Source organism: Synechococcus sp. R5-15, assembly GCF_047462035.1.
GTDB lineage: Bacteria > Cyanobacteriota > Cyanobacteriia > Thermostichales > Thermostichaceae > Thermostichus.
Map to the genome: position 1 here is coordinate 1 of NZ_JANSIK010000050.1, position 18,700 is coordinate 18,700.

The following is an 18,700-nucleotide window of genomic DNA, read 5'->3' on the forward strand; positions in this document are numbered from 1 at the left end:
ATCCGTACTGAACATATTATACATTATTTTCAGTATAGTTGAGCTTATTATTGACTAGAGTCATGCTCTATTGCACAGCTCAAAGCGGCCCTCGTCGGGCATATGCTCGAAGAATGTGTTAGGCGTCAGAGGAGCAGCGACAGCCTGGATCACAGATATAACCCCTGGTCATTCGTCAGTGGTGCGGAGCGCATTGGGGGCATCCTAACCCCGCCAGCGGGCTTTTGGAGCATCCTGTGAATAGCTCTCAGGGTGCTTGCACGGGCGGTGGGTTGTTGCGCAAAAACGGCTGTACGGCTACAAATCCCAACCCAAACGATCCAATGACTAAGACGACTGCAGCGGCCATCCAAAGTACGGCAGAGCCCTGGGATCCGTGATGTTGCTCCCGTACCCGCTGATAAATGCCGGTGGAATAGGCTGAGGAGTCTGCCTCGCCGAGATAGGGATCCGGGCCGCCCCTATCCTGCATCAACTCGTCCAGGGAAGGAACCTGGTAGCCGGTGCGGGGGTAGGGCTCGGCAGAGGTGTGGGTGGAAGGGTGGCGAAGGGAATCAAAGGAGGACGGGGCAAAGCCGTTGGATGAGAAGGAGGGGGTCTCGTTGCGGGCCTGTCGGCGCTTGAGGCGATTCAAAAAATCGTAGCTGGGAGGGGCTTCCGGTTGGCCGGGATTGGCAGTCGGGCTGTTCTGTTGGAAAGAGGCTTCAGAAGCTGCAGCAACTTGGGCAGCCTGGCCATTTGCGTCAGCAAGCCGTAGGCTGATTTGCTGCAGGCGCTTCAGGGTGTGGCCCAATTGCCCCTGGAACTCTCGGGTGATGGCAGCGAGCTCTCCAGACAACTGCTGATGCAGAGCGCGCAGGTGCTGGTTTTCCGAGGAAAGCAGGCTTACCTGCTGACGGGCAGACTCCAACTCTTCGGCCACTTGTTGATACACCTGAATCGGCACCACCCCTGGCCCCGTCTCCATTGCGGCAGGGGAGCGAAAGCCACTGGGGTTACTGTTGCTGTTGCGAGCGCCAGAGGGGCTAGAACCCCGAAAACCGTATTGCATAAATTGGGATCGACTCGGAAGGACAGGGGGCTGGGACAGCTTGACACAGAGGGATCCAAGATATCAGGGATCTCCAAGAATAGTGCTGAACACCGGCAACCTAAAGGTGTGCAGCTCTAGCTTTAGTGTAAGCCGCGATTGCTACCCCAAGCATACCGCTAAGCCTTTGGAATGGGCGATCTCTTCACAGCAATTTTTCCCGCCCACAAGCGCCATTTCCCCGCTGCTTCCAGGGAGGGCCGGCTTGCGCTGTCGTTCCCACGTCACGAATACTCTCCCACCAAGTCCGGGGAGCCTGAAGATTCGGAATCTGAGGCAGAGGAGTCCTGCAGCAGCCGCTCCAGATCCCGTCGCAGAGGTGGTTCCAACTGTTCCAGCTCATTGACAAAGTCTTTTATACCCTGAAACTGGCGATAAACGGAGGCAAAGCGCACGTAGGCCACCTCACTTAGGTGTTGCAGGCGCTCCAGCACCATCTCGCCGATGCGCAGGCTGGTTACCTCTTGGGCATCTTCCAATTGCAGTTTTTCTTCGATCTCATTGACCAGCTCTTCCATCTGTCTGACGGTGACGGGGGTTTTTTGGCAGGCACGCATCACCCCTTGCAGGATCTTGTTGCGGTTGAAACTTTCGCGGGATCCATCCCGTTTAATGACCATGATGGGCATGAACTCGATGCGCTCATAGGTGGTGAAGCGGTAGCCACAGGACATGCATTCTCGCCGCCGCCGCACACTCTGGCCACCTTCTGCCGAACGAGATTCCAAAACTCGGATTTCTTGTTTGCTGCAGCGGGGACATTTCATGGCTTGCAGTCCTTACAAAGCGACAGGTGGGTAGGAGGGTGCCTCAATTTTACCGGATGCTTAATCTTCTGGTGCTTAGACAGATTGCAAATGAGATGGACTCTGTTCGTCGAGTGCAGATTGCAAGGGATCCCACCAAGCAGCGGCTTGCGCCTGGATCTGGGCCTTCAGCTCCGGTTCCATGCGATCCAAATGGATCAATACCCATTTCATTCTGCCCAAGGGGGCTAAGAGGGATCGCTGACGCAACAGGAAGTCCCAATACAACGTATTGATGGGGCAGGCTTGTTTGCCAACCTTTTCGCTGGGATTGTAGCGGCAATGGCGGCAGTAGTCACTCATTTTGCGGATGTACTGAGCGGAGGCGGCATAGGGTTTGGTGGAGAGCATGCCCCCATCGGCAAAAAGGCCCATGCCGATGACGTTGGGCTGCATCACCCAGTCGTAGCTGTCGATAAACACATCCTGAAACCACGCTTCTACTGCCTGGGGCTGAATGCCACTGATGAGGGCGAAATTGCTGAGCACCATTAGCCGCTGGATGTGGTGGGCATAACCATGACGGCGAATCTGATCCAGGGTGTGCTGCAGACAGGCCATGTCGGTTTTGCCCGTCCAAAAAAACTCTGGCAGGGGTCGCTGGTGGCCAAAAAAGTTGTTCTGGGCATAGCCGTTGGGCATTTGGTATTCGTAGAAGCCGCGCATGTACTCCCGCCAGCCCAGGATTTGTCGGATGAAGCCTTCGGCGGAGGACAGGGGGATCCCGCCGCGATGGTAGGCTTGTTCGACGGCAGCGATGACTTCGTGGGGGGTGAGCAGGCCCAAGTTGAGGTAGGGAGAAAGCAGCGAGTGGAAAAGGAAGTCTTCCCCGGCTTGCATGGCGTCTTGCCAAGGGCCGAAGTGGGGCAGGCGCTCGTGGATGAAGTGATCAAGCACTTGCAGGGCTTGGGCGCGGGTGACGGCCCAGCCAAATCCTTCTAGAGATCCGAAGTGATGGCCGTAGTGTTGCTTAACTTTTGCGATGACAGCCTGGGTGATGGCGTCGGGGGGGAAGGTGAGGGGCTGGGGGTAGCGCATTCCGGGTTTGGGGGGATGGCGGTTTTCCCGGTCGTAGTTCCAGCGCCCGCCCAGGGGCTTGGGGCCATCCATGAGAATGCGGAAGCGTCTTCGCCCTTCGCGGTAAAAGTCTTCCAGGAGCAGGCGCTTGCGACCTGAGGCCCAGTCGATAAATTGACGAGTACTCCAGAGGAAGTGGTTGTTTTCCAAGATCAGGAGGGGGCAAGGGAGGGTGGATCTCAGATTTTCCACCTCCTCCCGGATGGGAATATCAGCTGGCTGCATGAGGCGGATCTGCTGCAGTTGATGCTGCTTGGCCCAGGTTTGCAGGGGCTCGGCATAGCTGTCGGCTTCCACGTAGGTGACCGGGTAGCCCCGCTGTTGCAGTTCTTGGGCAAAGTGACGCATGGCCGACCAGACCAGCACCAGTTTCTGCTGATGGTGGTTGCGGGAGCTGGCCCACCGGTGAGATTCGATGAGAATGACGGGAACTCGGTCTGGGGATAGGGTCGAGAGGGAAGCGAGGGCGGATTGCTGTGGGTGGAGTTGATCCGCAAGGATCCAAACCCCTTCTGGGCCGGCAGATGGAGCGATCATGGGATGCTGAAGCTCTCGGTCTATGGGAGGAGCGCTGAGAATGACACAGGTTGAGTTTAGCTCTGGGGGGCAAGGCCAGGTGGCAGTTGCAAGGGATCCCAATGTCTGCTGAATCTCTGCGGATTGTTTTCAAAGCATGAACGGTACAGACGAGGAGAGAGAGACATTGCCGGAGAGACCCCACAGGCCGGGGATCCCTTTCCTGCGGTGGTGGGCCGGGCTGGGGATGGTGGCCCTGCTGCTGCTGGTGATCTGGAATTCGACGGATCCCTTGCCGCCAGCCTGGGATGAGGCGCAGCATTTGTTGCAGGCGCAGGCGTTTGGGCTTCACCTGCAGCGGTTTCGCTGGGATGGGCTGTGGGGGCAGCAGTTTTTGCATTTGAACCAGCGCTACCCCCCTTTGGCCTATTGGCTGGGGATCCCCTTGGCAGTTCTACATCCGTTCAGCCGGGCGGACGGGCAGTTGCTCAACTTGGGGTTGCTGGGGGTGCTGGTTCTGGCAACGCAGCGGCTGGGACAGCGGGTCTATCGCTCTGGGGAAGTGGGCTGGCTGGCGGCGGCGCTGCTGCTCCTCTATCCGGGGATCACGGCTTTGGCCCACGTGTACATGTTGGAGTTGCCGCTGGTGGTGGCGGTGACGCTGGCGTTTTGGGCGCTGTGGGCCTATGGGGAGAAGCCTTCCTGGCGGGGGGCGGTGGGGGTGGGGGCGGGGGTGGCGGCGGTGCTGCTCACCAAGTGGACAGGGGTGCTGTTTTTGCTGCTGCCTTTGGTGGGAGTTGCAGGTCAGGCCCTCTGGCGCTCTGGGAAAGCGGTGGGGTGGTGGAAAGGGATCCCTTGGCCGGCGCGGCTGGCCCACTTGGCCTTGGGGATGGGTGTGATGCTGCTTTTGTGCTGGCCCTGGTATGGGGCCAATTGGCTGTTTGTGCTCAGCAATGGCTGGGCTTACGCCGAGACTGCCCACTACTACATCACTTGCCCAGCGGGATCCCTGTGCTGGTGGACCACCTACTTGCGCTTTCTGCCCCTGCAGATGAGCCCTTTTCTGTGTGGGTTGCCGCTGCTGAGCGGGTGGGGATCCCTGGACAGGCGAGAGGCAGTTTTGTGGGCCACCTACGGTTCCGGCTACCTTCTCTACACCCTGGTGGACATCAAAGATGTGCGCTTTACCCTACCTTTGCTGCCCCTCTTGGCGGTGTTATCAGCAGGCGGGATCCAAAAGGCTTGCCGGTGGTTGGAGGAACGCTGGGGTGCTTGGGCTTTGCAAAGGGGAGTCTGTGCAGGGCTAGTTCTGGGCTGCTTGGCCTTGGCCAATTTGGGTCGGCCCCTCACCCCAGGGGTGGCCCCTCTGTGGACGGGGATCCAGATGCGCTGGCAGGGGAAGCACCCCACGCAGGAGCTGACCCAGTGGATCCAATCCTTGATCCAGCCAGGTTTGACCACCACGCTGGGGGTTCTCCCCAACACAGAGCTGATCTCTTCCGAAACCCTCACCTACTTGTCGGCTCTTCAGCGCTGGCCGGTCACGTTCCGCGCTGCCGGGCAAACCCCCTGGCCCGAGTTGGAGCTCTCCTTGCTGGATGGGTTTGTGGATGCGGAAGGGGAACAGGGGATTATCGGCCCCTATGGCCCGACTAAGGAGCAGATCCGGCAGCACCTGCGCAGCAGCCCAGACTGGCGACAAGATCCGGCGGTGGAGTTGCCTACGGTGGGTCGGCCGCACACTTACTTCCCTCGCTTTTCAAAGGTGACGGTACAGGAGTGGCCTCTTGAAGCTGAGGAGGTGGAGCTGGTGGAGGTTGAGGCGCTGTTGGAGCTGGGGATCCCGGCCTGGAAGTTGCGCTGGCAAGGCCCAGCTCAGAACTTGGCCCAAACGCTGGTCTGGGCGCGGCTGGAAGACGGGCAAGGACGGGTTTTGGAGAAGCGGGCCTGGGTGCTGGGGCAGAATCGCCTGCAGCTCAACTCAACAGGCGGCTGGCTGGTGGAAGAGATCTTGACGCTGCCCACAACCGACTTCCCAAGAGGTGGCCTTCTCCACCTGGAATGGCAGTCGCCCAAAGGGATCCGCCATTCCCTACACCAATCCTGGAGAGGATCCCTGTCGAGCTTCCCGAAGGAGGGATCCCCCCTTGTAACGGATCCCTTGTTTCCTCTCCGCGAGGCGGCCAGAGCTGCTGCCGCTGGGGATCTGCAGGCCCTCTCCCTTTATCTCAATGCCTGGACAACCCTGCAATACCCGACTTTTTTGACGGATCCAGATCGCATCCTGGTACGGCAATTGCTGGAGAGGGAATGGCAACAGGCTGCTGCCCAAGGCCAACTGAGCCAGCAAATCCAGAGCCACTACCAACTGGGCTTGCTGTTGGCGGCGCTGTTACAACCAGAAGCAGCTCAGTTGCATTTTCAACAGATCGTCGAGCTGGATCCGGAAGACGAGTGGGCGCGGGCTTACCTGGGGTTTTTGCGAGTATTGTTCACTCACGACTTTGAGGGGATCCGGGGGTTGCGACAAGAGCTCTCGGCTGTGCTTCAGCCTCTTTGCCGGAAAGCGGATTTGGATTGGGATTTGAATTGGATTTGTGCTGCTCTTTAGCCACAAAGTCCAGCTCCATTTGAGAAACCTGGGAAAGAAGAAAGTCGGCAAAAGCTTTGGCCACCACCGAAAGACGCTTAGAGCGCAAATAGACCAAATACCAGAACCCCCGAATGGGAAACTCTTCCACATCCAAAATAGCCAGATGATGCTGCCACCCCCCCAAGGCCAACACATGCTGAGACAAAACCGAAATGCCCAATCCACCCACAATGCCCTGGCGAATGGCTTCGCTGCTGCCTATCTCCATGCGGATGTTGAGTTTCAGGTTATGCTTGTCGAAGAGCCGCTCTACAGCCATGCGGGTGCCGGAGCCGGGTTCACGGGCTAAAAAAGGTTCTTGGGCAATGCGCGCCAGAGGGATCCCCTTTTGGCCCACCAGGGGATGATGAATAGAGGCCATCACCACCAAAGGATTTTCCAGAAAAGGTTGTGCCACCACGTCCAGATCTTCTGGCGGCATCCCCATCACGTAGAGATCGTCCATGTTGTTGCTCATCCGCTCCAAAACCTGCTGGCGGTTGAGCACCCTAAGAGCTACGTCAATGCCGGGATACTGCTGACAAAATGGCCCCAGCAGACGGGGTATAAAGTATTTGGCAGTGGTGACCACTCCAATGCTCAGCCGTCCCTGCTTTAGCCCCTTCAGGTCGGCAAGGGTCATCTCGAATTGATTCAATTGTTCAAAAATCTTCTCGCAGGTTTGGTGTAAAGCTTGCCCCGCTTCGGTGAGATACAGCCGCTTGCCCACCTGTTCAAACAACGGTAACCCCACGGCTTTGCTCAATTGCTTGATCTGCATGGAAATCGTGGGTTGGGTCAGGTAGAGCTCTTCGGCAGCGCGGGTAAAGCTCAGGTGGCGGGCGGCAACCTCGAAGATTTGCAGTTGATGCAGGGTAATGGCCTTCATGGACAATCAAGAAAAGCTAAAGGTTTACTACTAAATCATAAGCGCTAATCTATGCCTTTTGGCGAGATCCCCATGAGAGCCTGGCTGACGGTCACAGTGGCGAAAGGGGCAAAACCGAAGAGCAACCCCCTACCACTCGGACTTAAGGTAGAGATCGACCAAGGGATTGCGCCGGTCTGGGCACAGGCGGCTGTTTTTTTTCAATAGCCGCTCTCTGGGCAGGAGAAGAGTACGATCGCAGACATTCTCGTGGAGGTTGAGAGTGCTAAGACTGCCAAAAAACAAAGGGAGCCGCTGGCTTGCGGGTGTGCTGGGCGCGCTGATGTTGCTGGGATCCGGAATCACGGCCCAGGCTCAGTTCTTGTGGCCCGGCCATTCCCTTTTCCCCAGCTCTGGTTCCGTAGACAGTGCGGAACAGAGGGGATCCCACTTGGCTGCTCGGCTCGACGCCTACTGCCGACAGCCGCCCGAGGAGGTAGCGCGCAAGGCTCAACTGCGCCAGCAGGCTGCCCAGTCGAATGCTGCTTGGGCCGAGTACACCCAAGTTTTGGCCGAACATGGCGCTGCCTTGATCGCCTGCCGCAGCCAACGCTGGCCCCAGATCCAGGCCATCTGGGTACGTCTGCATCCCTGTGATGCCAATCCGGGCGTGTTGGATCAGGTGTTCGACCAAGTGGTAAACCTGGGCTACAACCGCGTCTTTATCGAGACCTTTTACGATGGTCGCTCCATTTTGCCGGATGGCGCAGGGGGGATCTGGCCCAGCCTACAGCCCAACGCCGACTTGTTGGATCTGGCTCTGAAGGCGGCGCGACGCCGCGGTTTGTCTGCTTATGCTTGGGTGTTTTCCCTCAATTTCGGTTACAGCTACGGACAACGGCCCGATCGACAGGTGGCCCTGGCCCGCAACGGTCGCGGCATCACCACCGTCTTGGATCCCGCTACAGCCCTTTCGGAAGACCTGGGCAGTCCTGGCGAGGTATTTGTGGATCCCTTTCATCCCCTGGCACGGCGGGATTTTGCCGAGTTAGTCCGCCGCATTCTACAGCGACAGCCAGATGGGATCCTTTTCGACTACATTCGCTATCCGCGTGGCTCAGGGGGATCCAGCGTGGCAGCCACCGTCCGAGACTTGTGGATTCATGGAGAGGCCGCCCGGAAAGCCTACCTCAATTTGGCAGAAAACCCGGCGGGTCGGGCATTGCTGGAGAGCTACCTAAGCCAGGGCTACATTGCAGTGGCAGATGTTCTCCATCTGGATGCCACCTATGCCGAAGAGCCCAGGTGGCGGCAGCCAGGGGATCCCTGGCCCAGCCCGACCGAGAAATGGGCGCTTTCCCCAGAGTTACTGGACTGGGCTGCCCAAGACATGGCCAGCAGGAATTGGCAGGGGGATCAGCTTTCCTCTGCAAAAGATTTACCAGAGAGTCTGGAGAAACCGGCGGATTCCAGTTCTGAGGCAGCAGCACCAACTCCTGCCCCTTCCCCCACCCCCAGCGCCGCCGTTCGCCAAGAACGTTGGCAGCAGCAGCTTTGGCAGCTGAGCGTCGAGTTTGCCCGCTACGGCGTTCTCGATTATCTACAGCAGGCCGCCCAACCCGCCCAGAGGCTGGGGATCCCGGTGGGGGCTGTCTTCTTCCCAGAAGGCAACCAAGCAGTAGGAGAAGGGTTTGACGCTCGTCTGCAACCCTGGGACCGCTTTGATCCGGGTATGGAATGGCACCCAATGGCCTATGCCAAGTGCGAGGATAGCTCCTGTGTGGCGCAGCAAGTGGAGCAGGTCCTGGCTGTGGCCTCTCCCCAAACCTTTGTCTGCCCGGCCATTGCCGGTCTATGGGGACAAGCCCAGCGGCAACGCCCCAGCCTGGAAACCCAAACAGCAGAGCTGGCCCGCCGCTTCCCGCAGTTGCCCTGTGTGAGTCACTTCGCCCTCTCCTGGATCGAGCCGGAGCTGGAGCGCAGCCGTCGCACCTGTCAACTCTAACGCCCATCCCAATCTGAAAGTTAGGAATTCTGAACTTATGAGCCCTGAGCAATTTGATCTGATTAACCGCCTGTTTCAACTGACCTTTCAGATCGGGGATCGCTTGGGCTGTGAATCCTCAGATCCTGCTCAATTGTTGCTGACCAACCGGCCCAGCCTGGAATCCAGTTGCACATTCTTTCCTTCCGATTTCACCTACGAAGCCTTGGATCCCCAAGTGTGGGCCGACTACATGGCGGAAGTTCCGGCCTTAGCGCAGATGGCGAATATTTTGCAACCTTATCCTTTCACCTGTGGCATTTATCGCCAAGACGAGGTTTCGTGGTGGATTTGCGCCTTTTGGGCAGCCCAAGAGGACTTGGGAACCAACTTGCTCTTGCGCGCCCACAGAGTCGAAACTTAGGCGCTTGAGCCCTATCTCCTCTCCCTCATCGAGACGGGGATCGGCGTTACCGGAATCAAAGGGGCTGATAGCAGTCGTGGTTTTTATTACCATCTATTTCAACTGATCGCGCTAGCGGGCCAGAGGCCTTAGCAGGAAGCAACCGGTCGTTTGTTTCACCTTGACGGTGAGATAAATGACTATGCGTTGTGGAACGGTTTATTGCAATTGACCTACTCGCGACCGCTATAGCTGGCTTCCGCCCAGAGCGTGAGCTGGGGGCCTTACGGCACTCCTTCGTAAATCACATAGACTCCGGCGCGCTCAGGCCGAGAATGCCGGTGAGGACGTTAAACAAAACCTGCTGCGTGGCCTGCACCAATTGGATGCGGGCTTGGGCCAAAAGGGGATCCTCTTTCAAGAGCGGCAAAATACGGCAGTTGTCGTAAAACTTGTTGAAATCGGCGGCGATGGCTTCTGCATAGCGGATGATCTTGTGGGGAGCGCGCTCTTCGGCAGCGGCGATCAGCTCATCCGGCAAGGCCAACAAGCGCAGCAGCAGGGCCCGCTCTTCTGGCTCTTTGTAGGGCAGTTTTTGTTGCTCCGTCAAAGGGACTTTGTTGGTCAGTTCAACCTTTTCTTCTTCCTGTAGCCGCCGCAGCAGAGTGCAACAGCGGGCATGGCTGTAGTGAACATACACGACCGGGTTATCGAAAGTTTGTTTGACGGCCAAATCCAAATCGAAGTTGATGGGGCTGTCCATGCTGCTGCTAAGCAAAAACCAGCGGGCTGCATCGACCCCCACGCCAATTTCTGGATCTTCGATCAGGTCATTGAGTGAGACAAAGTTGCCGGTGCGCTTGGACATGCGCACTTCGGTTTTCTCACCGGTTTGCGGGTCGGTTTTGAACAATTTGACAAATTGTCCAATCAAGATTTCCAGCTTGACATCTGGGCTGAAGGCACCCACCGCCGCCTTTAAGCGGCCGATATAGCCATGGTGATCCGAGCCAAGAATGTTGATCAGCCGGTGATATCCCCGCTGCACTTTATCCCGGTGGTAGGCAATATCGGCGGCTAGATAAGTGAACGAACCATCGGCCTTTTGCACCACCCGATCCTTGTCGTCGCCAAATTCTTGGGTTTTGAAATAGACGGCCTCTTCGGCCCCTGGCTTGGGATCCTCACCCCGCGGCGCTTTGGCTTTGTAGAGAAAGCCGCGCTCTTGCAGCTCCTGCAAAGCTTGCTGGATGGCGCTCAGGCCTGTCTGGGGATCGGGGGTGTGCAGGCGGCGCTCGCTAAACCAGTGATCAAACTCGGTGCGTAGTTGTTGCAGGGTCTGCTTTTGCCAGGCCAGCATTTCCCCATAGGCAAAATCGGTGTACTCCTCTAGGGTGGTGGGCAGAGGGCGGATCCCGGCCTTGACCTGACCCAACAGCCGCCGGGCAATATCGACCAAGTAACTGCCATGGTAGGCATCTTCGGGCAGAGCCACCTCTTCCCCCTGCAGTTGCCGCACCCGCACCTCCAGAGACTGGCCCAAGAGCCGCATCTGGTTGCCGGCATCGTTGATGTAAAACTCCCGCTCCACCTGGTGGCCCGTCCAGTGCAGCAAGTTGGCCAACGTAGAGCCAACGGCAGCCCAGCGCCCATGGCCGACGTGCAAAGGCCCCGTCGGGTTGGCGGAGACAAACTCCAGCAGAATGCGCTCAGGATGGGGAATGGCTGTTTTGCCGAAGTTTTCTCCCAGATGCAGCAGCTCTTGCAAGCGCTTGGCCAAAAAGGGATCCCCCAGCCGGAAGTTGAGATACCCTCCTCCCGCCACCTGAGTTTCGATGTCCGGCAGATCCAAGTGTTTTTGCAGGGTTTGGGCGATCTGGGCCGGTGCTAGGCGGCAGAGCTTGGCCATGCCCAGGGGGGTGGGACAGGCGTAATCGCCGTAGCGAGGGTCGCTGGGGATCTGGATCACGGGGGCAATCGCTGTGGCTTGCTGGGGGGCCAGGGATCCCAGTTGCCCCGCCTCTGAGGCCCGTCGAATGCTCTCGGCTACGGCGGCGGTGAGAAACCGAATCAGCGAGGTGGATACGGGTTGAGTGGCCATGGCTGTTCGTGTCGGCAGACGTCGAGAGAGGTTCCAGGGATGCCTGGGGCAGTAAAAGCATCATCATATCGACAGCCAACCGGCTCTGACAAAATCTGACAAAAGAATAGATGCTCCTCCAGCCAAACTTTGCTTTTGCTCGCCTGCTTTGCGAAGATGGCTCTGACAAATTGACGGGACAGAGCTTTAGGCCAAGCTTTTGGGTACAAAGTATCACCGAATACAAAAGTTTAACTCTGCTTTGCTAAGTTGTTTGGCGGTAATGCTCGCCTTCCCGCTTGCGGATTTCTGCTGAGACAGCTGCTGTGGAGTTTACTAGTATGTCCATCCCGAAATCGTCGCGTCGTCAATTCCTTCAATCTGCTGCTGCGGCTGCCTCTTGGGTTGCCGTTGGAGGGCTAAAGGCGAGGGCTCAGAGCCGCGGGCCGCTTCTGGTTTCCCAGGGACTGACGCCCCTGAAGTTTACCCTCTCTTGGTTGCCCTCTTCGATGGATACCCCCCTTGTAACGGCGATCTTGAAGGGCTACTTCGCCGAAGAGGGGCTGGAGGTCACCTACGAGCGCGGCTATGGCTCCGCCGATTCCATCACCAAGATTGCCGCTGGCCAGTACGACCTGGGAGAAGGGGATCCCTACTCCATGATCGAGTTCAATGCCAAAAATCCGGACGTGCCCTTGGTAGCGATCTATGTCCACTTCAATCGCTCTCCCTTTGGCATCTACACCTTGAAAGATAAGGGCATTGGGGAGCCGGCCCAACTGGCGGGCAAGAAGCTAGGAGCACCGGCAGGGGATGCGCCGCGTCGGCTCTGGCCGGTCTTTGCCAAGCAAGTCGGCATCGATCCGGGGTCGGTGGAGTGGCTGACCATGGAGCCACAGTTGCGCGAACCTTTCCTCATCCAAGGTCGGGTGGATGCAATCAGCGGCTTTATGACCTCAGCCATGCCCAATCTGGTGCGGGGCGGCGTCAGCTTGGAGGACATCACGGCTTTCCTTTACAACGACTATGGCCTTGAGCTGTACGGCAATGCGCTCATCACTCGTGTGCAATTGCTGCAGGAAAAACCGGAGCAGCTCAAAGCTTTTTTGCGGGCGTATGTTAAGGGTTGGCAAGACACCATCCGCGACACCGATGGCAACATGTTGGCCCTTCTGGACAAAGCCAAAGCCGAGGGGCAGGTGCTGGATATGGCAACTGAGAAATTGCGCCTCGCCCTGGCCATGCCGCGCCTGTTTGTTACCGATGAGGTGCGAGAAATTGGCTTGGGGGATGTGGTGCCCGCGCGTATGGAAACCTCAATTGCTCAGGTGGTGGATGGCTTTGGCTTGTCTAGCAAGCCCCCTTTGAAGAAAGTGTTTGACAACAGCCTGCTTCCCCCAAAATCCGAGCGGATGATCGGCTGATCTGGATGATCCGGTACCAACTTTGAGGCCTCTGTCTGTTGACTTTTGCAGACAGCTAGCCCTTCCTGCCAGCTGGTCAACTTTTCTCGATGACCGGTGAGAGACGTAGCTCAAAGGCCTACGGCCCGCTGTCGCGATTGGCTCTGTCATCCAAGCGAGATATTCCCAAAGCTTGTCCTGTTCACAGGAGGGAGCCCAAATTTCTCTTGAGGGGAGAACCGCAAGCGACCCAGAGCAGTGAGGAAATATCTCAAACTTTGTTTAAGGTTACTTAAACTTGGGAAACCAATGTGCTGGGAAAGGCAGCTTATGAGGGCTTAATGCCGGGGTGGCTTTTCCGATCCCGAAAAAAAGCTGAATAAGTGTGTGGCGCCCAGGGATCCCTTTTAACCTGGAGGGGATCACTAGGGAGTTTAGGCCCTTGGAAACTTTTGTTCTGATTAAGCAAGTTCCCGATCAAAACGCCAAGGCCGGCATCAACAGTGACGGCACGATCGATCGCGCCAAGGCCAAGCGGATGTTAAACCCTTTTGATCGCTATGCACTGGAAGCAGCTCTGCAAACCAAACGGCAACACGGGGCGAGAGTAACGGCAATTACAATGGGGCCACCCCCGGCCATTGAGGTGCTCTACGAGGCCATTGCCCACGGGGTGGATCGGGGTATTTTGATGACCGACCGCCGCTTGGCCGCTTCCGATACCCTAGCCACTGCCTATACTCTGGCCCAGACGGTTCGCTATGCTGGCCGGCCCGATGTGATCTTCTGCGGGCTCCAGACCACCGACGGCGATACGGCCCAGGTGGGGCCGCAGTTGGCGGAGCGGTTGGGGATCCCTCAGGTCACCTATTGCGAAGCCTTCGAGATTCGGGATGGGATCCTGGTGGCGCGGCGGGCCATCGAAGGGGGATCCCAAATCGTAATGGTGCCCCTGCCGGTTTTGATTACGGTGGCCAATTCCGCTCGGCGTTTGGCCTACCCCACTCTACGGGGTGTGCAGCGGGTGCAGCGGCTAATGCGGGATGAAATGGCACGGGCCGAGGCAATCCAGATCCTCAACTTGGACGATGTGGGGGCAGACCCGGAGCGCTGCGGTCTCAAGGGATCCCCAACCATCGTGGCTGCCACCGAAAAAGTGGGGGAAATTGGCGGCAACTGTCAGATCTTTCAAGGGCAGTCCGTCCCCCAACTGGTCAACCAACTAACTCAGGCCGTTGACCTCTCCCGCTACGCCGCAACCTCCTAGATCTTTACATCTTGCGTCCCACCGGCCCCCCATCGCCCCTCAATCATCACTGTCTGATCATCGACCCCAGGCCAGCTGGCTGCGGTGAAAAGTTGACCCAGAAGGACTCTGCTGACATCGTCGCAACCCCAACCCGATTCAATCCCGATCTCAACCTAGGAGTCACAGTTTTATGGATCGCAAGCGGATAGTGGTCTTCGCCGAGCAGGTGAACGGGGAACTGCAGCCCATTGGCTTAGAGTTGTTGGGGGCCGGGCGGCGGCTGGCCGATAAGCTGGGAGCCACCTTGAGCGCTCTTGTGCTTGGATACAACATTGCCCACTTGCCCCCAATTCTGATCGGCCACGGGGCAGATCAAGTCTTCATCGCCGATCACCCCGAGTTGGCCGAATACCGCACCCTGCCCTACCGCCGGGTGATCACGGACTTGATCAAAAGCTGGCCCCAACCACCCCACACCATCCTGCTGGGATCCACCACCACCGGGCGAGATCTGGCCCCTCGCTTGGCCGCCCATCTGGAGACCGGCCTGACCGCTGACTGCACCGAGCTGGACATTGGCCCCTTCGAGTACACCAATAGCAAAGATCCGAGCAAGTCTGGCCTCTTCCCCGACTGCCTTTATGCCATCCGGCCCAGCTTTGGCGAATCTCTCAAGGCCCGCATCCTCGGCCCGTGGAAAAACCCGCAAATGGCCACGGTGCGCCCAGGGGTGATGGTGCCTCTGCCCTGGGATGGATCCCGCCAGGGGGACGTGATCCCGGTGCCGGTCAACTTGGATCCCGGCGATCTGCGCCTGCAGATTGTGGAAACGGTGCGCAACCTGTCCCAGGCGGTGGATCTCACCCGCGCCAAGGTGATCGTTTCCGGCGGCTACGGGCTGGGATCCCCAGAGGGATTTGAGCTGTTGAAGGAGTTGGCCGCTTGTTTCCCCAACAGCGCCGTCGGCTCCTCCCGCAAGGCCGTGGATTCTGGGTGGATCCCCTATGCCCACCAGGTGGGCCAAACCGGCAAGACCGTCCGCCCCCAGCTCTACATCGCCTGCGGCATTTCTGGGGCCATTCAACATCGCGTGGGCATGGACAAATCCCAGACGATCATTGCCATCAACAAAGACAGCGCCGCTCCTATCTTCAAATTTGCCCACTACGGCATTGTCGGGGATCTCTACCAGGTGGTGCCGGAGCTGATCCGGCAACTGCGACAGAGACAGGAGGAGCTCCGAGAAGGCGCCGAGGGCCAGCCTTTCCAGAGCCTCGGCGAGCGGATCCCAATTTTGCAGAGTCGATGAGAGATGGTTGGCAAAAACGCTCTCAGTGCAGGGCCATTGTCAGCAGCCCCTGCTGCCCCAGCAACACCTCCCGCAACAGGGTAACCAGGCCCACCCAAACCACAGGGGCCATGTCCACACCTCCCAGAGGCGGGATCAGGCGACGGGTCGGGCGCAACAGAAACTCCGTCAGGCCGACCACCAACGAGTAGGGCAACCGAGAAGTATCCAGTTGCGGATACCACGACAGAAAGATGCGCAGCACAAACAGGAGGGTGTAGAGCGCCAACAGTGGGCCAAGCACCCAAGAGGTGAGAATTGGCAGCATAGGTTACTCAAAGAACAGGTTTACTGGTGGCAGTTCTCTCCATTCTGCTCTAATTGGGAGGGTCTGCTGGAGTCCAGAGATACCTCGGGGAATGCAGGCGCTCGGCCCAAGTCAAACCCCAACTTTTTTAAACTTTAACCCTCTTCCCGAAAATGGCCTTACCGGCGGGGCAGCAACAGTTAAAGACTAGCGTCATAATGGACGTATCTTGCTGGACTGCAGGCAGGGATCCCATGCAAGGAAAACTACAAGAGATCGATATCCGCAGCATCCTTCAGCTCATCGAGCTGGGCCAGCGCACCGGTGAGCTTTTTGTAGAGGCCAGCCCCTCTGTCTACTGGTTTGTCTTCTTCCTGAATGGGCGGATTATCTACGCCTCTGAAACGGAAGGGAACATTGCCCGCCTCAGAGACTATCTGCACCGCTTCAAGCTGGAAGCCGCCCTGGAGGAAATTCAAATTCCCCACAAAGCCGCGGTCAACGCCCCCGAATACAACCGCCTCTGGTCTTTGCTGGAAAGCCACAAGCTCAACCCCAACCAGGGCAAGCAAATCCTGCTGGGCATGGTGCGGGAAGTCCTCTTCGACCTGCTCAGCCTCCACCAGGGTTCCTTCATTTTTGAGGCCGGATCCCCCCTGGCCCCCCAATTGACCACCTTCCCCGTTACCCCCCTGCTCACCGAGATCGTAGCCCAAGTGCAGGAGTGGAAAAAGCTGCACCCCTACATCCAAGCTCCCAACCAAGCTCCCACCATCGTCAACCCCCTGCCGCTCCAGCAAAACCTGCCCGCCCCCGTCTTCAAAGCCCTGAGCGAGTGGTCAGACGGCAAAACCAGCATTCGCCAGATGGGTCGCTACCTGGGTCGAGACACCCTGGCGGTGGCCAAGGCCATCTATCCCTACGTCCGCCAAGGGGCCATTCAACTGTCCGAGCCCGTCTTGATCGCGGAGCCCAAGCCCAGCCGTCCCCTCAAACCCAGCGATAAGCCCAGCCACATCCTTTGCATCGACGACTCCATGGCCATCCAAAAAACCGTAGAGTTCATCCTGCAAAACGAGGGCTACCAGGTTACCACCATCGGCAATCCTCTCAAAGCGCTGGGACAGGTGTTTCTTCTCAACCCCGACATGATTCTCTGCGATGTGGCCATGCCCAAGTTGGATGGGTATGAGCTGTGCGCCATGTTGCGCAAATCCAGCCAGTTCCGCGAAACCCCCATGATTATGCTGACCGGCAAGGATGGTTTTACCGACCGGATTAAGGCCCGCATGGCCGGAGCGAACGAATTTTTGAGCAAACCCTTTGCGGAAAAGGAGTTGTTGACCATTGTCGAATCCTACGTGGGCCCTCCCCCCAAACGGGGCGGTGGCGAATAGGCGTTGGGGTAGCCAAAATGTTGGCACAGAAGACTATAGGCGAAGTACTGGACAGAAGAGTGGCCTCACCGAAACAATAGGGGTAGCATGGCCGGCCCGGAGCCAGGGAGCCAGGTGAGGTTACAAGAGCAAACCTCAGTCAAAGCAGCCCGACGGTTGCGCGGGAGTGCAAAAGGAGCAAGACGGCGATGAGCAAAGTGCTGGTGGTGGATGACAACCGTACCTACCTGGAGACCATTTCCAGCTTGCTTTCCGAGAACGGTTTGGAAGTCTCCACAGCAACAGACGGCGTAGAGGCAATGGAGTGCATTCGCCAGCAGAAGCCTGATGTGGTGGTGCTGGATATTGTCATGCCGCGCATGAACGGCTACGAGGTATGCCGGGAAGTGAAGGGGGATGAAAGTACCAAACACATTCGCATCGTCATGTGTTCCACCAAAGACCAGACCTTTGATATCGAGTGGGCCAGGCGCAACCAGGCGGATGCCTATGTAACCAAGCCCTTTAAGCCCCAAGAGCTCCTGGCGACCATCAAACATCAATTGCGGGAGATGAATCGGAAATGAGTCGCGTTTTGGTGGTGGAAGATAGCCAATCCCAGCGGGAGATGATCAGCAAGCTGCTGCAGGAAAACGGCTTCGAGGTGATGACTGTGGAAGACGGGGTGGAGGCCGTAGAGGCGGTGAAGCAAAACAAACCCGACCTGATCGTGCTGGACATCGTCATGCCGCGCATGAACGGCTATGAGGTGTGCCGTCTTCTCAAGGCCGACCCTCTCACCCAAAAAACGCCCATCGTCATGTGTTCTTCCAAGGGCGAAGAATTTGACCGCTACTGGGGGATCCGCCAGGGAGCGGATGCCTACATTGCCAAGCCTTTCCAGCCCCAGGAACTGGTGGGTACGATTAAGCAATTACTGAGAGGCTGAGAGCTGCCCCTTCTGCTTCCACGCCTTTCGGTAGGTCCTGAGAACGACTCTGCGTTTTAAGCAGGGAGGGGGGCGGGATCAACAGTCCACAAGACTATCCATGCGGGGGAGCATCATGCTGGGGGATCTGGATTTATTGATGGGGGATGAGACCCAAGAGTTGCGGGAGATGGAGGCTCCCGAAGGTGAGCTATTCCTAAAGTTCAAGATTGCCACCGGGGAGGAATTTGCGCTGCCAGCGGTATCGGTTGTGGAGGTGATGAGCATTGGCCCAGAGAAAATCACCCCCATGCCCAATGTGGCCCCAGTTTTGCTGGGCACGCTGAATTTGCGGGGCGAGATCATCTGGGTTGCAGACCTGGGGCAATTTTTGGGGATCAGCCCGCCCCTGAACATCGACCGAGCCGAGATTCCTGTGGTGGCCGTGATGGATCAACAGGATTTGCTCATGGGCTTGGCTGTGGATTTAATTGTAGGCATGGAGTGGCTGAAGACTGAATTGGTGCGGCCTGCCCTCACGGCTCCTGAGTCCATGGCTCCTTTTTTGCGAGGGGAATGGGTGGTGCCCGGAACGGGATCGCGCTTGCCATTGCTGGATCATTCGGCCATCCTGCGATCCAATCGTTGGGGTTGACAGACGGCCCCCTGGGAGCTCAGCGGGAGGAAAGTGTA

At 57.9% G+C, this 18,700-nt stretch carries 16 protein-coding genes; 10 read left to right on the forward strand and 6 right to left on the reverse strand.

What is annotated here, in order from left to right:
• Positions 1-247 precede the first annotated feature (247 nt).
• The 3 genes from NW839_RS05130 to NW839_RS05140 form a co-directional block, all read right to left on the reverse strand.
• The gene (locus NW839_RS05130; RefSeq protein WP_414328720.1) at positions 248-1,051 is read right to left on the reverse strand and encodes a hypothetical protein; all 804 of its coding nucleotides are present in this window, start codon (positions 1,049-1,051) and stop codon (positions 248-250) included.
• A 263-nt stretch (positions 1,052-1,314) separates the two neighbouring features.
• The gene (gene nrdR, locus NW839_RS05135) at positions 1,315-1,857 is read right to left on the reverse strand and encodes a transcriptional regulator NrdR (RefSeq protein ID WP_011433544.1); all 543 of its coding nucleotides are present in this window, start codon (positions 1,855-1,857) and stop codon (positions 1,315-1,317) included.
• 75 nt (positions 1,858-1,932) lie between these two features.
• Positions 1,933-3,510, reverse strand: a complete 1,578-nt coding sequence (locus tag NW839_RS05140; protein WP_414350108.1) for a cryptochrome/photolyase family protein — start codon at positions 3,508-3,510, stop codon at positions 1,933-1,935.
• Between the two features lie 136 nt (positions 3,511-3,646).
• Here NW839_RS05140 and NW839_RS05145 point away from each other — a divergent pair, with 136 nt between their 5' ends.
• Complete coding sequence (locus NW839_RS05145; protein WP_414350109.1) at positions 3,647-6,100, forward strand: ArnT family glycosyltransferase; 2,454 nt, start codon at positions 3,647-3,649, stop codon at positions 6,098-6,100.
• On the opposite strand, the gene NW839_RS05150 is transcribed toward NW839_RS05145, so the two are convergent.
• Entirely contained in the window at positions 5,982-7,010 is a 1,029-nt protein-coding gene (locus tag NW839_RS05150) for a LysR substrate-binding domain-containing protein (protein WP_414350110.1), read from the reverse strand. The two genes, NW839_RS05145 and NW839_RS05150, sit on opposite strands and share 119 nt — an antisense overlap.
• Before the next feature lie 307 nt (positions 7,011-7,317).
• Here NW839_RS05150 and NW839_RS05155 point away from each other — a divergent pair, with 307 nt between their 5' ends.
• Together NW839_RS05155 and NW839_RS05160 are read left to right on the forward strand one after the other, a co-directional pair.
• Entirely contained in the window at positions 7,318-8,994 is a 1,677-nt protein-coding gene (locus NW839_RS05155; RefSeq protein ID WP_414350111.1) for a hypothetical protein, read from the forward strand.
• 37 nt (positions 8,995-9,031) lie between these two features.
• The gene (locus NW839_RS05160) at positions 9,032-9,397 is read left to right on the forward strand and encodes a hypothetical protein (protein ID WP_011433539.1); all 366 of its coding nucleotides are present in this window, start codon (positions 9,032-9,034) and stop codon (positions 9,395-9,397) included.
• Positions 9,398-9,680: 283 nt separating this feature from the next.
• Here NW839_RS05160 and argS read toward each other — a convergent pair whose 3' ends face one another.
• Positions 9,681-11,477 (reverse strand): arginine--tRNA ligase, encoded by a 1,797-nt coding sequence (gene argS / locus NW839_RS05165; protein WP_011433538.1) that lies wholly within the window; start codon positions 11,475-11,477, stop codon positions 9,681-9,683.
• 320 nt (positions 11,478-11,797) lie between these two features.
• On the opposite strand from argS, the gene NW839_RS05170 reads away from it, so the two are divergent.
• The 3 genes from NW839_RS05170 to NW839_RS05180 all read left to right on the forward strand — a co-directional run bounded on the left by NW839_RS05170 (position 11,798) and on the right by NW839_RS05180 (position 15,417).
• Positions 11,798-12,880 (forward strand): ABC transporter substrate-binding protein, encoded by a 1,083-nt coding sequence (locus NW839_RS05170; protein ID WP_414350112.1) that lies wholly within the window; start codon positions 11,798-11,800, stop codon positions 12,878-12,880.
• Positions 12,881-13,301: 421 nt separating this feature from the next.
• Positions 13,302-14,126 carry an electron transfer flavoprotein subunit beta/FixA family protein gene (locus tag NW839_RS05175; protein WP_414350113.1) on the forward strand — a complete coding sequence of 275 codons (825 nt, stop codon included), beginning with the start codon at positions 13,302-13,304 and terminating at the stop codon, positions 14,124-14,126.
• A gap of 172 nt (positions 14,127-14,298) precedes the next feature.
• Positions 14,299-15,417, forward strand: a complete 1,119-nt coding sequence (locus tag NW839_RS05180) for an electron transfer flavoprotein subunit alpha/FixB family protein (protein WP_414350114.1) — start codon at positions 14,299-14,301, stop codon at positions 15,415-15,417.
• 22 nt (positions 15,418-15,439) lie between these two features.
• On the opposite strand, the gene NW839_RS05185 is transcribed toward NW839_RS05180, so the two are convergent.
• Positions 15,440-15,724, reverse strand: a complete 285-nt coding sequence (locus tag NW839_RS05185) for a YggT family protein (protein WP_011433534.1) — start codon at positions 15,722-15,724, stop codon at positions 15,440-15,442.
• Positions 15,725-15,957: 233 nt separating this feature from the next.
• Here NW839_RS05185 and NW839_RS05190 point away from each other — a divergent pair, with 233 nt between their 5' ends.
• The 4 genes from NW839_RS05190 (at position 15,958) to NW839_RS05205 (ending at position 18,662) form a co-directional block, all read left to right on the forward strand.
• Positions 15,958-17,100: a response regulator gene (locus tag NW839_RS05190; protein ID WP_414350115.1), complete on the forward strand. Its 1,143-nt coding sequence runs from the start codon at positions 15,958-15,960 to the stop codon at positions 17,098-17,100.
• A gap of 188 nt (positions 17,101-17,288) precedes the next feature.
• Entirely contained in the window at positions 17,289-17,666 is a 378-nt protein-coding gene (locus tag NW839_RS05195; protein WP_414328794.1) for a response regulator, read from the forward strand.
• Positions 17,663-18,028, forward strand: a complete 366-nt coding sequence (locus NW839_RS05200; protein WP_011433531.1) for a response regulator transcription factor — start codon at positions 17,663-17,665, stop codon at positions 18,026-18,028. The genes NW839_RS05195 and NW839_RS05200 overlap by 4 nt, the downstream gene beginning before the upstream one ends.
• 115 nt (positions 18,029-18,143) lie before the next feature.
• Positions 18,144-18,662 (forward strand): chemotaxis protein CheW, encoded by a 519-nt coding sequence (locus NW839_RS05205; protein ID WP_414350116.1) that lies wholly within the window; start codon positions 18,144-18,146, stop codon positions 18,660-18,662.
• Positions 18,663-18,700 lie beyond the last annotated feature (38 nt).

What these genes read in the sequence shown, in the direction of transcription:
- NW839_RS05130 (WP_414328720.1), bottom strand. Translation starts at nt 1,051, where the DNA reads ATGCAATACGGTTTTCGGGGTTCTAGCCCCTCTGGCGCTCGCAACAGC.
- nrdR (WP_011433544.1), bottom strand. Translation starts at nt 1,857, where the DNA reads ATGAAATGTCCCCGCTGCAGCAAACAAGAAATCCGAGTTTTGGAATCT.
- NW839_RS05140 (WP_414350108.1), bottom strand. Translation starts at nt 3,510, where the DNA reads ATGATCGCTCCATCTGCCGGCCCAGAAGGGGTTTGGATCCTTGCGGAT.
- NW839_RS05145 (WP_414350109.1), top strand. Translation starts at nt 3,647, where the DNA reads ATGAACGGTACAGACGAGGAGAGAGAGACATTGCCGGAGAGACCCCAC.
- NW839_RS05150 (WP_414350110.1), bottom strand. Translation starts at nt 7,010, where the DNA reads ATGAAGGCCATTACCCTGCATCAACTGCAAATCTTCGAGGTTGCCGCC.
- NW839_RS05160 (WP_011433539.1), top strand. Translation starts at nt 9,032, where the DNA reads ATGAGCCCTGAGCAATTTGATCTGATTAACCGCCTGTTTCAACTGACC.
- argS (WP_011433538.1), bottom strand. Translation starts at nt 11,477, where the DNA reads ATGGCCACTCAACCCGTATCCACCTCGCTGATTCGGTTTCTCACCGCC.
- NW839_RS05170 (WP_414350112.1), top strand. Translation starts at nt 11,798, where the DNA reads ATGTCCATCCCGAAATCGTCGCGTCGTCAATTCCTTCAATCTGCTGCT.
- NW839_RS05180 (WP_414350114.1), top strand. Translation starts at nt 14,299, where the DNA reads ATGGATCGCAAGCGGATAGTGGTCTTCGCCGAGCAGGTGAACGGGGAA.
- NW839_RS05185 (WP_011433534.1), bottom strand. Translation starts at nt 15,724, where the DNA reads ATGCTGCCAATTCTCACCTCTTGGGTGCTTGGCCCACTGTTGGCGCTC.
- NW839_RS05190 (WP_414350115.1), top strand. Translation starts at nt 15,958, where the DNA reads ATGCAAGGAAAACTACAAGAGATCGATATCCGCAGCATCCTTCAGCTC.
- NW839_RS05195 (WP_414328794.1), top strand. Translation starts at nt 17,289, where the DNA reads ATGAGCAAAGTGCTGGTGGTGGATGACAACCGTACCTACCTGGAGACC.
- NW839_RS05200 (WP_011433531.1), top strand. Translation starts at nt 17,663, where the DNA reads ATGAGTCGCGTTTTGGTGGTGGAAGATAGCCAATCCCAGCGGGAGATG.
- NW839_RS05205 (WP_414350116.1), top strand. Translation starts at nt 18,144, where the DNA reads ATGCTGGGGGATCTGGATTTATTGATGGGGGATGAGACCCAAGAGTTG.